Annotated in this window: 9 protein-coding genes; 2 read left to right on the top strand and 7 right to left on the bottom strand. The window is 72.4% G+C overall.

Features of this window, described 5'->3' with window-relative positions; genetic code table 11:
* Nucleotides 1-262 precede the first annotated feature (262 nt).
* From ABH925_RS36795 to ABH925_RS36765, 7 genes are all read right to left on the bottom strand, one after another.
* Nucleotides 263-1,564, bottom strand: a complete 1,302-nt coding sequence (locus ABH925_RS36795; protein ID WP_370155811.1) for an RIP metalloprotease — start codon at nt 1,562-1,564, stop codon at nt 263-265.
* Nucleotides 1,561-2,817 (bottom strand): 1-deoxy-D-xylulose-5-phosphate reductoisomerase, encoded by a 1,257-nt coding sequence (gene dxr, locus ABH925_RS36790; RefSeq protein WP_370155809.1) that lies wholly within the window; start codon nt 2,815-2,817, stop codon nt 1,561-1,563. The genes ABH925_RS36795 and dxr overlap by 4 nt, the downstream gene beginning before the upstream one ends.
* Before the next feature lie 106 nt (nt 2,818-2,923).
* The gene (locus tag ABH925_RS36785; protein ID WP_370155806.1) at nt 2,924-5,482 is read right to left on the bottom strand and encodes a protease pro-enzyme activation domain-containing protein; all 2,559 of its coding nucleotides are present in this window, start codon (nt 5,480-5,482) and stop codon (nt 2,924-2,926) included.
* A gap of 314 nt (nt 5,483-5,796) precedes the next feature.
* Nucleotides 5,797-7,752, bottom strand: a complete 1,956-nt coding sequence (locus ABH925_RS36780) for an acyl-CoA dehydrogenase family protein (protein WP_370155804.1) — start codon at nt 7,750-7,752, stop codon at nt 5,797-5,799.
* A 210-nt stretch (nt 7,753-7,962) separates the two neighbouring features.
* Entirely contained in the window at nt 7,963-9,408 is a 1,446-nt protein-coding gene (locus ABH925_RS36775; protein WP_370155802.1) for an aldehyde dehydrogenase family protein, read from the bottom strand.
* Between the two features lie 128 nt (nt 9,409-9,536).
* Nucleotides 9,537-11,147 (bottom strand): PucR family transcriptional regulator, encoded by a 1,611-nt coding sequence (locus ABH925_RS36770; RefSeq protein ID WP_370155800.1) that lies wholly within the window; start codon nt 11,145-11,147, stop codon nt 9,537-9,539.
* A gap of 170 nt (nt 11,148-11,317) precedes the next feature.
* Nucleotides 11,318-13,471 (bottom strand): ATP-binding protein, encoded by a 2,154-nt coding sequence (locus ABH925_RS36765; RefSeq protein ID WP_370155798.1) that lies wholly within the window; start codon nt 13,469-13,471, stop codon nt 11,318-11,320.
* Nucleotides 13,472-13,708: 237 nt separating this feature from the next.
* Between ABH925_RS36765 and gabT the strand changes: the two genes are divergently transcribed.
* Both gabT and ABH925_RS36755 read left to right on the top strand, forming a co-directional pair.
* Complete coding sequence (gabT, locus tag ABH925_RS36760) at nt 13,709-15,061, top strand: 4-aminobutyrate--2-oxoglutarate transaminase (RefSeq protein WP_370155796.1); 1,353 nt, start codon at nt 13,709-13,711, stop codon at nt 15,059-15,061.
* A gap of 311 nt (nt 15,062-15,372) precedes the next feature.
* Nucleotides 15,373-15,990 (top strand): phosphatase PAP2 family protein, encoded by a 618-nt coding sequence (locus ABH925_RS36755; RefSeq protein WP_370155794.1) that lies wholly within the window; start codon nt 15,373-15,375, stop codon nt 15,988-15,990.
* Nucleotides 15,991-16,139: the final 149 nt, after the last annotated feature.

The following is a 16,139-nucleotide window of genomic DNA, read 5'->3' as shown; positions in this document are numbered from 1 at the left end:
CCCCACCCACCGGGACACTCCCGACCATGATCTGACGGCTCTTCCGCCGCACGGCGAGCGGCTTGAGCGGCGTGGACGGCATTCCGAGCGAGATCGCGGTCATCTCTGGCAAGTTCCCCAAGGTGAGGCGGCGGTCCCACCGGTGTGTGCCGGTGGTCCGGGCGGCTGGACGTGGTCCCAGCTCTCCCGGATCAACCGTACGCCACGGGGCCGGGCGCCAACACCTACCTCCCGGCGCCACGGCCCCGCGTCACCGCCCTGTTCAGCCGATCTTCACCGGATTCACCACGTCGGCGATCATCACCAGCACGGTGAAGCAGAGGAAGACACCCGCCACCACGTAGGCCACCGGCATCAGCTTGGCGACGTCGAACGGACCCGGGTCCGGACGGCGGAACAGCCGCGCCGCGCGGCGGCGCAGCGCCTCCCACAGCGCACCGGCGATGTGGCCGCCGTCCAGCGGCAGCAGCGGCAGCATGTTGAGCAGGAAGAGCGACAGGTTCAGGCCGGCCAGCAACTGGATCTCGAAGGCGAACCGGTCGATCAGCGGCGCCTTCATGGCGAAGGCCTCGCCGCCGACCCGGGCCACGCCGACCACGCCGACCGGCTGGTCGGCGGTGCGCGGGGCACCGTCGAAGGCGGAGTTCCACAGCGCGGGGATCTTGGACGGCAGCTTCAGGATGGACTGGACGCCGGACTTCGCCATGCCGGTCATCTTGTCGACGCTCTGGCCGAGGGACTGCTGGGTGACCGGCTGCTGCGGGGTGAACCCGAGGAAGCCCGCCTCGACGGTGCCGCCGGTCGGGTTCCCGTTCGAGTCCAGGGCGGCGAGCTGGTCGCGGACCAGGGTGGGCGTGAGCGTCAGCTGCTGCCCGCCACGCTGCACCACGATCGGCACGGTCTTGCCGGCCGAGCGGCGGATGTCGGCCTGCAGCTGGTCGTAGCTGCTGACCGGGGTGTGGTCGAAGGACAGGATGGTGTCGCCCGGCATCAGCCCGGACGAGGCCGCCGGCGACGGCGGCGCGTTCGCCGGGCAGGTGTCGGTCACCGCGGAGCTGGACACCACGCACTTCGAGACCGTCGCCACGGTGAGGTTGGGGGTGACCACGCCGAAGCCCATGAACAGCGTCAGGAACAGGCCGAACGCCAGGATCAGGTTCATGAACGGGCCCGCGAACATCACGATGACGCGCTTCCACGGCTTGCGGGTGTAGAAGAGCCGGTCCTCGTCGCCGGGCAGCACCTCCTCGTAGGACTGGGCCCGGGCGTCCTCGATCATGCTGCGCCAGGGCGAGGTGCTGCGGGCCGAGATCCTGCCGTCCGCGCCCGGAGGGAACATCCCGATCATGCGGATGTACCCGCCCAGCGGGATGGCCTTGATCCCGTACTCGGTGTCGCCCCGCTTCCGCGACCAGATGGTCGGGCCGAAGCCCACCATGTACTGCGGCACCCGGATCCTGAAGACCTTCGCCCAGGTCAGGTGGCCCAGCTCATGCCAGGCGATCGACACCAGCAGGCCGAAAGCGAAGATGACGATCCCGAGGACCGTCAGGAGTGCCGTCATCGGCTGCCTTCTTTCACGTACGCCGCCGTGGCCGCGCGGGCCCAGCTCTCCGCAGCCAGGACGTCCGCCAGGGTCAGCGAGGTTCCCGGGTCGGGCTCACCGTGCTCCGCGACCACCTTGGCCACCGTATCCACGATCCCTGTGAACGGCAGCCTGCCCTGCAGGAAGGCCTCGACGCACTCCTCGTTGGCGGCGTTGAAGACGGCCGGGGCGGTGCCGCCCTGGGCGCCGACCTGCCTGGCCAGGCCGACCGAGGGGAAGGCCTCGGTGTCCAGCGGGAAGAACTCCCAGGTGGCGGCCTTGGTCCAGTCGCAGCCGGGGGCGGCGTCGGGCACCCGGTCGGGCCAGCCGAGGCCGAGCGCGATCGGCATCCGCATGTCCGGCGGGCTGGCCTGGGCCAGCGTCGAGCCGTCGGTGAACTCCACCATCGAGTGGACGATCGACTGCGGATGGACCACGACCTCGATCCGCTCGAACGGGATGTCGTAGAGCAGGTGCGCCTCGATCACCTCCAGGCCCTTGTTGACCAGGGTGGCCGAGTTGATGGTGATCACCGGTCCCATGTCCCAGTTGGGGTGGGCCAGCGCCTGCTCCCGGGTGACCCCGGCCAGCTGCTCCCTGGTCCGGCCCCGGAACGGACCGCCGCTGGCGGTGACGACCAGCTTGCGCACCTCACGGCGGGTCCCGCCCATCAGGCCCTGGAACAGCGCGGTGTGCTCGGAGTCCACCGGGACGATCTGGCCGGGCCTGGCGACGGCCTTGACCAGCGGGCCGCCGACGATCAGCGACTCCTTGTTGGCCAGCACCAGCACCCGGCCGGCCGAGAGCGCGGCCAGGGTCGGCGCCAGACCGATCGAACCGGTGATGCCGTTGAGGACGGAGTGGCACTCCATCCCGGCGAGCTCTGTCGCCGCGTCAGGCCCGGACAGGATCGTCGGCAGCGGCCCGGACGGCCCGTGGGTGCCGATGGCGGCCTTGGCCGCGAGTGCCGCGCGCAGCGGCTCCACCGCCTCGGGGCGCGCGACCGCGACCGTGCGCACGCCGAGCCGGAGCGCCTGCTCGGCCAGCAGGTCCACCCGGCCGCCGGCGGCGGACAGGCCGACCACCCGGAAGCGGTCGGGATTGCGCAGCACGACGTCGATGGCCTGGGTCCCGATGGAACCGGTGGAGCCCAGGATCACCAGCTCCCGGGGGCCGGCGGGGTCGGCGACGACGGGTTCGAAGCGCAGGTGCGGATCGGCGAGAGAGTCCATGCGGACCATTGTGTCCTGCTCCGGTGACAAGGCGTCCGCCCGCCCGGCAACAGGCCGGGCGGGCGGACGGTGAGGGGACCGGGCGGGGCCGACGGCGGAGCCGTCGTCAGGTGCCGCTGGGGTGGTCCTTGAACCAGGTCAGGAAGCCCGGCGCGGGACTTCCTATCCCGGTGATGTCGTCGTACCCCTGGGTGGTCTTCAGCGAGGTGTCGGTGTCCCCGGTGATCAGGATCGGCTTGCCGTTGTCGTCCCCGGCGACCTGGTACGGGTCGTGGCCCAGGGCGGCCGGCGCCGGCTGCACGTCGTGGAACTCGGGCGTGCCGTAGAGCTTGTAGAGGACCGGGTTGGCGAAGCCCAGCTTGGAACCCGAGGCCTGCTCGGCCAGCGCCTCCATACCCGCGAACAGCGGGCTGGCCAGGCTGGTGCCGCCGACGAGCTGGAGACCGTAGACCGCCCCGGACTCGGTGAACACCTGGCCGCTGCCGTCACTGCTCGGCTGGGCGGCGACGGTGCCCTGGCTCATCCCGATGATGAAGCCGGTGTGCGAGTCCGCGAGCATCGACACGTCCGGGAGCACCCGGGCCGCCTGCTGCGGGTTGGCTGCGCCGGCCAGGCTGTCCGGGACGATGCCCTTCTGGTACGCGGGCTGCGGGAACACCTTGCTGATGCCGCCACCGCCGGCGCCGTCGAACTTGCCGCTGCCGCTGTCCCAGCCGCTGCCGTTGAAGGGCAGGTCCAGATCGCCCCAGCCGGTCTCCCACTGGTACTCGCCGTGCGGGCCGATCCCCAGCGAGGTGCCGCCGACCGCGGTGGCCCAGGGGTTGGCCGCCGGGGTCTCCACCGAGGGGCTGGGGGTGGCGTTGTCGCCGACGGTGGAGTCGCCGTTGTCGCCGGTGGAGAAGTCGAAGCTGATGCCCTCGGCGGCGCCCTGCTCCAGGATCTGCGATTCGGCCTGCATGTTGGCCGGGTCGCCGCCGTCCTCCGGCATGCCCCAGGAGCAGCTGACGATGTCGGCGGAGTGCTGCTCGACGATCTGGTGCAGCGGCGCGTCCAGGTCGGCGCCGTCGGTGGAGCGGGCCGCGTAGTAGACGATCTTGGCCTGCGGGGCGATGGTGTGCACCGCCTCGACGTCCAGGGTCTCCTCGCCGTACCAGCCGGCCGCGTCGCTCGCGGTGGCCTTGGCCGCGTACGAGCTGGGCTTCACCTCGGTGAGGCTGACCGGCGGCAGGTTGGCCTGCTGGTCGTAGCGCTGCAGGTCCTGCTGGATGGTCGGCGAGGCGTAGGCGTCGACGATGGCGATGGTGATGCCCTGGCCGTTCAGGCCGCTGGCACTGACCCCGTAGGCGCTGCGCAGCTGGGAGGGGTTGTAGCCGCAGATCGCCATCGGCGGGGTGCCGCTGCCTCCCGGCGCCGGGGGGTAGCTGGTGGCGGGGTTCTCGCCGTAGTAGTCACTGCACTTCAGCTGGGTGCTGTCGTTCGGCTTGGCCTTGCTGTTGTGCGTGGCGCTCCGGGCGAAGTCGGTGCCACCGGTCAGTGCCGCCTTCAGCGCGGCCGCGTTCAGCCCGGTGGACCCGCCGCCGACGCTGCTCTTGGTGCCGCCCGGCGCGGGCGGCTGGTTGACCGGGCTGGAGGTGGTCAGACCGGTGACGCTGGAGACGTAGTCGCCGACGTTGGAGGGGTACTGCGGCTGGGACGTCGGCGCGATGTCGACGCGGCCCTGGTGCTTGAACTTGTCGATCTTCACCTGCAGCGTCTGCTCGACCTTGTCCAGGGTCGTCGAGACGATCATCGACTCGGTGTCCTGGGAGAGGATCTTCATCCCCGCCTGCTGGATCCACTGGCTCACGGCCGAGCTGGCGTCGGCGTGGCTGCCGAAGCGGGTGTGGAACTCGTCCGGCGTGAGGAAGTGGTGGTAGTCCGGGCTGCCGGGGGTGGCCACCGAGCCGGCGAACGTGTCCAGGTTCTGCGGGTTGGCCTTGGCGAAGTAGACCGTGCCGGTGACGACCGTGCTGGGGTCGGCCGCGCCGATGTCGTTCGCCTTGGTCGCCCAGACCGGCGGGGACCAGGAGGTGCCGCCCGCGGCGGTGCCGGTGGCGCTGTCCGAGGAGGTGGTCTTGCTGCCGCCGCCCTTGGCCAGCACCGCACAGCCGCCGACGACCAGCACGAAGGCCGCGCCGACGGCGATGAGCACCGGCCGCTTCGACGGCCGCCTGCCGCCGCCGAAACCGCCCGCCCCCGGACCGTTCGGACCGCCGGGGCCCGACGGGCCGCCCGGCCCGGAGTCGTAGGGACCTGACGGGCCGCCGGGGCCCGGGCCGCCGGGACGGCCCGGACCGCCCTGGCCGCCGCCGTACGGAGGCTGCCCGCTGTACGGCGGGCGCGGCGCCCCGGGCGGCTGCTGCCCGTAGGGGTTGTTGGGCGCCTGCGGCGGCTGCCCGTACGGGTTCGGCTGCTGCGGCGGCTGCGGCGGGCCGGGCCGTTGCGGCGACGGCTGCCCGTACGGGTTGGGCTGCTGCGGAGCCGGCGGGCCGTAGGGATTGGGCTGCTGCGGCGGGTAGTTCTGCTGCGGCGGCCTGCCGTACCCGGGCTGCGGCGGCTGGGGCGGGTAGCCGCGCGGGGGCTGTTGGGGGTTCTGCGGATTCTGCCCGTACGGCGGGTAGCTCACGTCTGGCACCTGTTCTGGTCGGTGGATTCGCCGGGGGCCAGAGCCTGATCGGGCGTCGCCTGACGACGCCACTGACCTGGCGCGCGGGCCCCCGGGTGTTCGCACTTCGCCTCCGACGCACGCCAGCAGGCATCGTACCGATCGGGGTGGTGCCGGTCCCGACCGGGTGCGGCGCGATCTGACGGACCCGCAACTGCGCCGTGCGGCACGGCGGGCAGCCGGGCGCGGCCGCGCTCCTTCAGCCGGACGGGTCCGGCCGAAGGAGCGGTTGACGGGCCGGCCGACGGGCTGGTTGACGGCTCGGCCGGGCCGGATCAGATCGGCCGGTGCACGTTGCTCCGTTGCGCGGGCCCCGGCGTCGAGTCGGCGATCCACGGTCCCTCGCCCGAGGGGTCCAGGATCCCCTGCTCCAGCCAGCTGTACCTGCCGCCGACCACGTTCCGGGAGACCGTTCGGTCCAGGGCGTCGGTGTTGGTCCACAGCCTGGCGAACAACTCGTCCACCCGGATCCGGGCCTGACGGCAGAACAGGTCCGCCAGTTCGTAGGCCGCACGCGCCTCCTCGGGGTCGGCGCCGGCCCGGGTCCGCAGCATCTCGGCGCGGACGCAGACCGCGCTCATCGCGAACAGTTCCGCCCCGATGTCGACGATCCGCCCCAGGAAGCCCTGCTTGGTCTCCATCCGCCCCTGCCAGCGGGACATCGCGTAGAAGGTCGACCGGGCCAGCCTGCGGGCCCCGCGCTCCACGAAGCGCAGTTGCACGGACAGGTCCCGGTATCCCCCCGCCGGGTGGAACTCGCGGTAGGAGGTGGCGAGTTGCCCGGGGCCGACGGTCAGGGTGGGCAGCCAGCCGGCGTAGAACGCACCGGCGCGCGCCGCCGCGCGCCCCTTGCGCTTCAGGTCGGCCTCCGGCTCGATCAGATCGCCGGCCACCGACAGGTGCGCGTCCACCGCCTCGCGGGCGATCAGCAGGTGCATGATCTCGGTCGAGCCCTCGAAGATGCGGTTGATCCGCATGTCGCGCAGCACCTGCTCGGCCGGCACCGCCCGCTCGCCGCGCGCGGCGAGCGACTCCGCCGTCTCGTAGCCGCGGCCGCCGCGGATCTGCACCAGCTCGTCGGCGATCCGCCAGCCCATCTCCGAGCCGTAGAGCTTGGCCAGCGCCGCCTCGATCCGGATGTCGTTGCGGTCCTCGTCCGCCATCTGGCTGGACAGGTCGAGCACCGCCTCCAGGGCGAAGGTCGTCGCCGCGATGAAGGCGATCTTCTGGGCCACCGCCTCGTGCTCGGCGATCGGCCTGCCCCACTGCTCGCGTGCGGACGACCATTCACGTGCGATCTTCAGGCACCACTTGGCCGAGCCCGCGCAGACCGCGGGCAGCGACAGCCGCCCGGTGTTCAGCGTGGTGAGAGCGATCTTCAGACCGGCCCCCTCCGCTCCGATCCGGTTCTCGGCCGGGACCCGTACCTGGTGGAACCGGGTGACGCCGTTCTCCAGCCCGCGCAGTCCCATGAAGGCGTTGCGGTTCTCCACGGTGATCCCCGGCGAGTCCGCCTCCACCACGAACGCCGTGATCCCGCCCCGGTGCCCCTCCCCGCGCGGCACCCGGGCCATCACCACCAGCAGGTCGGCGACCACGCCGTTGGTGGTCCACAGCTTCACCCCGTCCAGCAGGTAGGCGGCACCGTCCTCCACCGGGACGGCCGAGGTCGCCAGCCGCGCCGGGTCGCTGCCCACGTCGGGCTCGGTGAGCAGGAACGCGGTGATGTCGGTACGGGCGCAGCGCGGCAGGAAGCGCTGTTTCTGCTCGGCGGTGCCGAACAGCTTCAGCGGCTGCGGCACCCCGATCGACTGGTGCGCCGACACCAGCGCGGCGATCGCCGGACTCACGCTGCCCAGCAGCGCCAGCGCCCGGTTGTAGTACACCTGGGTCAGGCCGATGCCCTGGTAGGCCTCGTCGATCTTCATCCCGAAGACGCCGAGCTCCTGCAGGCCCTTGACCACCTCGTCCGGGATCCGGGCCTCGCGCTCGATCAGCGCCCCGTCGATCTTCGTCTCGCAGAAGGCCCGCAGCCGGCCCAGGAAGGCCTCGCCGGTGCGCACCGCCTCCGGGTCGGGCAACGGGTGCGGATGGATCAGGTCCAGCCGGAAGCGGCCGAGGAACAGCTCCTTGGCGAAGCTGGGCCTGCGCCAGTCCTGTTCGCGCGCTTCCTCGGCGACCCGGCGGGCGTCGCGCTCGGTGACCTTGGGCGCTTCCTTCGGCACGGACATGAGCCACCACCTCGCAACGGATGGTACGGCCGGAGGCTACCGGCCGGTATCACCCGACCGTACGCTGCGTCACCGACTGATCACCAGTGGTACGACACGGCGGGTACCGCGCGCCGGCGCCACGGACAACGGCAGGGGCGCGGGGATCCGCCTCAGCGAAATCCCGCGCCCCTGCCGGACGTCGATCCGACTGCAGTGCCGGCCCGTTGACTACAGTGCCAGCCCGGTCAGCACCATCACGCGCTCGTAGGTGTAGTCCGTCATGGCGTAGGCGACACCCTCACGGCCCACGCCGGAGTCCTTGACCCCGCCGTAGGGCATCTGGTCGGCACGGTAGGAGGGGGCGTCGCCGATGATCACGCCGCCGACCTCCAGCTCCCGGTGCGCCCGGAACGCCGTCTGCACGTCGTGGGTGAACACGCCCGCCTGCAGGCCGAACTTGGAGTCGTTGACCAGCGCGAACGCGGCCGCGGTGTCCTCCGCGCGGTGCAGCGTCAGCACCGGGCCGAAGACCTCCTCGGTGGCGACCCGGACGCCCGCGGGCACCTCGGAGAGCACGGTCGGCGCGTAGGTCGCCCCGTCGCGCGTGCCACCCGCGAGCAGCTTCGCGCCGGCGTCCACGGCCTCGTTCACCCAGGTCTCGACCCGCAGCGCGGCTGCCTCGTTGACCAGCGGGCCGACGTCGACCGCGTCGTCCGAGGGGTCACCGGTGACCTGCGCGCCGACCTTCTCGACGACCTTCTCGACCAGGCGGTCGTAGACGGTGGCGTCGGCGATGACCCGCTGCACCGAGATGCAGGACTGGCCGCCCTGGTAGTTGGCGAAGGTGGCGATCCGGGTCGCGGCCCACTCCAGGTCGGCCTCGGAGGACCAGTCGGACAGCACGACGGCGGCGGCGTTGCCCCCGAGCTCCAGGGTCACGTGCTTACGCGGCACCGAGTCGAGGATCTGGTAGCCGACGACGTCCGAACCGGTGAAGGAGATCACCGGCAGGCGCGGGTCCTGGACCAGCGCGGGCATCTTCTCGTTGGCGACCGGCAGCACGCTCCAGGAACCGGCCGGCAGGTCGGTCTCGGCCAGGATCTCGCCCAGGACCAGGGCGGAGATCGGGGTACCGGGGGCCGGCTTGAGGATGATCGGCGCACCGACCGCGATGGCCGGGGCGACCTTGTGCGCGACCAGGTTCAGCGGGAAGTTGAACGGCGCGATGCCGAGGACCGGACCACGGTTGAAGCGGCGGACGATCGCCAGCCGGCCGGTGCCGCCGGCGTCGGTGTCCAGGCGCTGGCCCTCACCGCTGTTGAAGCGGCGGGCCTCCTCCGCGGCCCAGCGGAACACCGAGGCGGCGCGGCCGATCTCGCCGCGCGCCCACTTGATCGGCTTGCCGTTCTCGGCGGTGATCAGCCGCGCGAGTTCCTCGCTGCGCTCGGTGAGGCGGCGGGCCACATGGTCGAGCGCGGCGGCGCGTACGTGCGCCGGCGTCGCGGCGAACTCTTGCTGCACCGCGGCGGCGGCCGCGACGGCCTCCTCGACCTGGGCTTCGGTGGGGATGCTGACCGTGCCGACGAGGCTGTTGTCCCAGGGGTGGTGGACCTCGAAGGACTCCGTGCCGTGCTCCTGCCGACCGGCCAGCCAGAATGCGTAGGTGCTGGACACGAGGTCACCGGCCTTTCTGCGGGAAAGTAGGACTGCGGGAAGGAAACTGAGGGGTATCGGCTTCCACGGTAGGCCGCGAAGCCCCGCCGGGGGCTTGTCCGTTCCGTAGTACTGCCCACAGCCGACCGCTACAGACTGGTGCCCTGCCGGCCCTCGCCGCGGGTACGCAGTGCCAGCCACAGCTCCATCCGGACGTCGGTGTCGTCCAGGGTCCGGCCGAGCAGTTCCTCGACCCGGCGCATCCGGTAGCGCAGCGTGTGCCGGTGCACGCCCAGGTCGGCGGCCGCCGCGTCCCACTGCCCGTGGTGCGACAGCCAGGCCTTGAGGCTGGCCTCCAGGTCGCCGCGCGAGGTCCGGTCGTGCTCGCGCAGCGGCCGGAGCAGGGCGTCCGCGAAGGCCACCACGGCCTCGTCGGCCAGCAGCGGCAGCAGCGATCCGGTGCCCACCTCGTCGTGGTCCACGCTGCGGCGGCCGCTGCGCAGGGCCACCGCCAGGGCGCGCTCGGCCTGGGCGTAGGCGGCGGCGGCCGCCTCGGGAGTGGTCGGGGCCGAGATGCCGAGGCAGAGCGCGTCCAGATTCTGGGCGGCGGTGACGCATTCGCGGTGCACCACCCCGTCGTCAAGTGCCAGCAGCACCAGCCGCGGACCGTCCGGCGCCAGCAGCAGCGGTTCGCCCGCCCGGGTGGCGGCCTGCTCGGCGAGGTCGCCCAGCACCGACAGCGAGTCGTCCTTGGCCTCCGCGAGCAGCACCCGGACCGGCCCTTCCGGCAGACCGCCGAGCAGCGGCCCGGACACCTCCCTGGCGGTGCCGATCTCCCCGGCCAGGACCAGCCGCAGCAGCGCCGTGCGCATCCGCTCCTCAGCCCGGCGCAGGTCGCGGGACCGCTCCAGAGTGAGCGTCAGCAGCGCCACGGCGGCGTTCAGCACATAGCGCTCGCTGGGTGTGAGCCGGTCCTCGGTGCCGACGGCGAGGAAACCGCGGGCCCGCCGGTCGGCGCCCAGGGACTGCAGCACCACGGTGTCCTGGACCACGGTGTCCTGGTCCTGCTGCTCGTTCTGCAGCGCCGCGCTGGACGGCGCCGGACGGCTGCGCAGCCGCTCCACCTCGGGGCGCAGCCGGTTGGCCCGGCGCGCTGCCCAGTCGGGCGCGGCCACCACGACCGCCCCGGAGGCGTCGTAGAGCGCGGCCCAGCCGCCGAGCCGGGCGGCCAGCCGGCGGACCAGCGCGGCGGTGCCGTCCTTGCCCAGGGCCGCCCGGGTGAGCTCCTCCTGGGCCTCGAAACTGGTGGTCACCGCCTGGTACTGCTCGGCGGCCAGGGCGGCGGTGACGGCCTTGCTGATCGCGATGAACGGTGTGGCCCGGGGCACCTCCAGCAGCGGCAGCTCACGCTCCGCGGCCGCCTCGACCAGCGCGGCCGGAACCTCGTCGTAGGACAGGCCGACACCGATGCCCAGACCGGCGACCCCGGCATCGGCCAACCGGTGCACGTAGCGGCGCAGCCGGTCCTTGGACTTCCCCAGCTTCAGGCCGGTGGTGAGCAGCAGCTCGCCGCCCTCCAGGTACGGGACCGGGTCGTCCAGCTCGCTGGTGTGGACCCAGCGGACCGGCCGCTCCAGCTGCTGCGCGCCGGCGAGCACGGTGAGGTTCAGGCCGGGTATCGCCACCAGGGCGGACAGGGTGACCGTGGTCGCGCCGGACGGGGCGGTTGCTGCGGGCGGGGTGGGGCTGTGGGCGGTCATGTCACCTTCGGCGGCTGCTCCCGGTCGCGACGCTGCGACCGGGCCCATGGGCGTACGCCGTCACTGGTACCAGGACGGACTGGCCGCTGGGGACAACGACCGGTACCGATTCTGCCTCACCGGCAGAGTCACCCGCACGCCGTCGGTGATCCCCGTCGCCGCGCTCCCGGCTACCGCCCGCGCAGGTCGACGAGCAGCGGCGGGACGGTGGTGCCGTCCACCGCCGTCAGTGACAGCACCGCGTGCCCGCCGGGAAGCACCTGCGCCAGGTCCGACGCGGACCAGCGCCGGCGCTCCACCCGTCGGGTGGTGACGCTCTCGGTCTGCGCCCGTTCGCCCTCCAGGACGGTGCGCGCCGCGCGCCAGGTCCGCTTGAGGAAACCTCCCGAGGTGTCCGGCGTCCGGGTGATGTCCCGCTCGTCCACCCACACCGTGCCCCAGGTCTCCGCGAACAGCTTGCCGTCCCAGGGCGCGATGCCCGGAAAGGCCATCCGGCCGCCGACCGCCCCGAACAGCGGGGCCCGCAGACCCTCCGGCAGGTCGACCATGGTCCGCAGCTGGAGCAGCGCACCCCCGTGCGCGGCCCGGAGCCGCTGCAGACCGCGTACCGTGCCCGGGTCCACGACCGCCGAGGCGTCGTCCACCACCAGGCCCGCGAAGAGGGAACGATCCTGCCGGGTGCTCGCCGCGTGCAGGAACTGACCGACCACCAGCCGGGCCAGAATCCTGGCGGCCTCCGGATGGTTGTGTTCCGGCACCGCGATCCGCACCCGCAGCGGGTGGTCCAGGGCGTGCATGGCGAACAGCGGCAGCGTCTCGGCGGTGGCACCCGCCATCGCCCCGGTTCCGCCCGAACCCGCCGCCGTCGAGGCGTTGAAACAGCCCGCGAAGGCGGGCCGGTCCAGCAGCGCGAGCCGGTCGGCGAGCAACGCCCCCGGGTCGTCGGGCTGACCCTGCGTCCGCTCCCGCTGGGCCAGCTCGTACTGGTGGTCCGGCAGGGCGCCGGTGTCCCGCAGCTCCTGCCGCAACGCCTCCCACACCGACGGTTCGCCGCGCAGCAGCAGGCACAGCTCACGCACCCCGGGCGGGCGTCCGTACGCCGCCGCGAACGGGCCGACCACCTGCTGCAGCGCCAGCCGCGCCGCCTCGGCCCGGGGCGCCAGCTCATCCGGGAGCAGGGCGTCCGCGAGCCGGGCGACCGCCTCGTCCGGACGCCGGGCGCCGCCGTACAGGTCCAGACCGTAGCGGGAGCGCGCGTCGCCGGGCGCGACCACCACGTCGTACCAGGCCTCGGGCCCGAGATCGGCGTCCACGTCGCCCACGACCACGGCGACGGCGGTGCCCGCGAGGGCCTGCAGGCACAGCGACTCGGCGGTGGGGCGGGCCAGCCGGGCGGTCTTGCCGGTCCCGGCCGGGCCGACCGCGAGCAGCGAGGTGCCCAGCAGACCCGGGTCCAGCGCGATGTCGACACCGCGATACCCCGCGGGGTTCTTCGGCACGTCCTCGGCCGTGCCCAGCCGGACCTGACGCAGCAGCAGGTCATGGTGGGCCGCACGGTGCGGAAGATCGCGGGCCCCGGACGGGTGGGCGCAGGCGGCCGCGCCGTACTCGCGCACGGCGTCCAGCAGCGCGGCGGTCCGGTCCGGGTGGGACCGGACGCACTCCAGCGCGCGGTTCAGCCGCTGGTGGTCCACGTCGTTGACCTGCCCGGCGGCGGTCTCCCGGTCGAGCATCGCCAGCCCGTGCGGGTGGGCCACGGCGCGGAGCGACTGCCACGGATCCAGCACCTGCGGCTGCGGTCCGCCCGCCTGAGCCGGGATCACCGCCCTGCGGTCCTCGGCACGCCGTTCCGCAGCGGTCACCGCCGAGCGCACCAGCGGCCGCCCGAACCGCCGCCACACCAGCGACCACCGGCCCATCCGCCCGAACACGGCGATCAGCAGCGCCAGCACCGGGAGGTAGGAGAGCAGGGTGACCAGTTCCAGTCCGAAGCCACCACCCACCCACTGAGCCAGGTACTGGTGGATCACGTACACCGCGAGCGAACCGATGTAGTAGAAGACCAGCCACGCGACCAGCAGGTTCAGCGCGGCCCGGAGCAGCAGCTTCCACCCGGGAATGGCGGGGTCCTCGGTGCCGCCACCGGTGACGGGCCGAGGCGCCGGACCCAGTGCGAAGATCCCCGGGGCGGCGTGCTGCCTGGTCGCGGAGACCCAGCCGACGAGGTCGAACCCGCCGCCGTACCGGAATCGCGGAGACTGGTCCGACAGGTCCACCGGCTCCGGCTGCCCGCTCCACCGCTCTCGCGCGCCACCCACCGACATTGCAGTCCGCTCCCTCGCGCGCGCCCACCGACGCTGACAATCTAGTGGACAGCGCCCCGCCCGAGCAGAGGCGCGCGCCGCGGCGCGGCGATGTCCGGCCAGTCCAAGTCGTACCCCGCCACCACTCCCCCGCGGCGTATGCGCCCCTATTCGTCCCGCCGTAGCCTGCGAGGGTACGCAGGCTGTTTTCATGACCCGCCTGTTCGTGTCCCACCGAATCCCCCTGGGAGACCACTCATGAGCGCTGCTCAGCCCGGCGGCCCCTCGCTCCCCCAGGAGCGCCGCCTCGTCACCGCGATTCCCGGCCCCAAGTCGCAGGAACTGCAGGCGCGCAAGCTCGCCGCGGTCGCGGCCGGCGTCGGCACCACCCTCCCCGTCTACATCACCCGCGCGGGTGGCGGCGTGGTCGAGGACGTGGACGGCAACTCCCTGATCGACTTCGGTGCGGGCATCGCGGTCACCAACGTCGGCAACAGCGCCAAGGCCGTCGTGGAACGTGCCGCCGAGCAGCTCGCCGCGTTCACCCACACCTGCTTCATGGTCACCCCGTACGAGGGCTACGTAGCCGTCGCCGAGCAGCTCAACGAGCTCACCCCGGGCGACCACGAGAAGCGCACCGCGCTGTTCAACTCCGGCGCCGAGGCCGTCGAGAACGCGGTCAAGATCGCCCGCGCCTACACCAAGCGCACCGCCGTCGTGGTCTTCGACCACGGCTACCACGGCCGTACCAACCTCACCATGGGCATGACGGCGAAGAACATGCCGTACAAGCACGGCTTCGGCCCCTTCGCCCCCGAGGTCTACCGCGTGCCGGTGGCCTACCCCTACCGCTGGCTGACCGGCCCGGAGAACGCCGCCGACCAGGCCGCCGCCCAGGCGATCGACATGATCACCAAGCAGATCGGCGCCGAGAACGTCGCCGCCATCGTGATCGAGCCGATCCTGGGTGAGGGCGGCTTCATCGAGCCCGCCAAGGGCTTCCTGCCCGCGATCGTCGAGTTCGCCAAGGCCAACGGCATCGTCTTCGTCGCAGACGAGATCCAGACCGGGTTCTGCCGCACGGGGCAGTGGTTCGCCTGCAACGACGAGGGCATCGTCCCCGACCTGATCACCACCGCCAAGGGCATCGCGGGCGGCCTGCCGCTGGCCGCGGTCACCGGCCGCGCCGAGATCATGGACGCCGCCCACGCGGGTGGCCTCGGTGGCACCTACGGCGGCAACCCGGTCGCCTGCGCCGCCGCGCTCGGCTCGATCGAGACCATGAAGGAGCTGGACCTCAACACCAGGGCCCAGGCCATCGGCACGACCATGCTGCCCCGTCTCCGCGCCATGCAGGAGAAGTTCGACATCATCGGCGACGTACGCGGTCGCGGCGCGATGATCGCCGTTGAGCTGGTCAAGCCCGGCAGCAAGGACCCCAACCCGGAGGCCACCGCCGCACTCGCCAAGGCCTGCCACGCGCAGGGCCTGCTGGTGCTCACCGCCGGCACCTACGGCAACGTGCTCCGGTTCCTGCCGCCGCTGGTCATGCCCGAGCACTTGCTGGCCGAGGGTCTGGACATCCTCGAAAGCGCCTTCGCCGCCCTCTGAGGCAGGCTGACCGTGAAGATGGTGTGCGGACCTGATGGTGGGTGGGTGAGGCGGATCGCCGCCCACGCTCCAGTGACGTACTGTCATGACAGATGGAGAAGCAGCGCCCGTCGGTGACTGACCCTCACCGGCGAAACACCGCCGAGGACACCACAGCGGACTTCGGTCCGCATCCCCTCAGCCGATCGGCCGTCCGCCGCGCCCAAACCCCCCGGGCCACGCGGACAGGCGATCACCACAGCCGCCCCGGAGCTCTCCCCCCTGCTCCGGGGCGGCTTCATCGTGGGCTGAGGTCGGTCTGGCTCCCCGGTGTGCTGCTGGTGGTCCTGGCCGTCATCACCGAACAGGTGGTGGCGGCGGGACCGTTGCTCGCCGTCGACCGCTGGGTCCGCGGCCACGTGCTGCACCTGGTCGCGGAGAACCCCTACCCACTGCTCGACACCCTTGCCAAGCGGTGGACCGACTTCGGCGCTTCGGTGATCTCGATCCCGTTGCTGACCCTCGCCACCGTGATCGCGGCGATTCGCTCCCGCTCCTGGAAACCCGTCCTCAGCGCTCTGCTGGCGGGCCTGGCCCTCTTCGCGACGGTGATCCCCGGCAAGATCCTCATCGGACGCCCCGGCCCTGAAGGCCAAGCCGTCCCCTGGGGCACCTGGGGCTGGTTCCCTTCCGGTCACACCTCGACCGCCAGTGTCTGCCTGGGCACTGCCGCCTGGCTGCTGTCCCTGAGCCTGGCCTCCGTTCGGCTGCGCCAGTCGCTCTACGCCGGCACTGCGGCGCTGTGCACGGGTGTCGGGATCTGCCTGATCTGGTGGGACTTCCACTGGTTCCTGGACGTGGTGGCCGGCTGGTGCCTCAGTGGGATCATTCTGTGGGCCCTGATCCGCTGGGCGCCGAGGCCCGACCCGCGCAACAGCGACAACCCCTGACAGCACTACCGCAGAGACGGAATCGCAGCAGCCGCGCGGAGCCGGGTGGTCCCTGTCCTGCGGTGAACGCAGAAAGGCCCCCTGACGCTGGGTCAGGGGGCCTTCTGTTAATGGTTGTTCGGCGGTGTCCTACTCTCCCACAGGGTCCC

Origin of the sequence: Streptacidiphilus sp. EB129, assembly GCF_041262645.1 — a bacterium.
GTDB lineage: Bacteria > Actinomycetota > Actinomycetes > Streptomycetales > Streptomycetaceae > Streptacidiphilus.
Note: the sequence above shows the minus strand (reverse complement) of the source record. Positions and strands in the feature narration are given on the sequence as shown.

What these genes read in the sequence shown, in the direction of transcription:
- gabT (WP_370155796.1), top strand. Translation starts at nt 13,709, where the DNA reads ATGAGCGCTGCTCAGCCCGGCGGCCCCTCGCTCCCCCAGGAGCGCCGC.
- ABH925_RS36765 (WP_370155798.1), bottom strand. Translation starts at nt 13,471, where the DNA reads ATGTCGGTGGGTGGCGCGCGAGAGCGGTGGAGCGGGCAGCCGGAGCCG.
- ABH925_RS36780 (WP_370155804.1), bottom strand. Translation starts at nt 7,752, where the DNA reads ATGTCCGTGCCGAAGGAAGCGCCCAAGGTCACCGAGCGCGACGCCCGC.
- ABH925_RS36795 (WP_370155811.1), bottom strand. Translation starts at nt 1,564, where the DNA reads ATGACGGCACTCCTGACGGTCCTCGGGATCGTCATCTTCGCTTTCGGC.
- dxr (WP_370155809.1), bottom strand. Translation starts at nt 2,817, where the DNA reads ATGGACTCTCTCGCCGATCCGCACCTGCGCTTCGAACCCGTCGTCGCC.
- ABH925_RS36770 (WP_370155800.1), bottom strand. Translation starts at nt 11,147, where the DNA reads ATGACCGCCCACAGCCCCACCCCGCCCGCAGCAACCGCCCCGTCCGGC.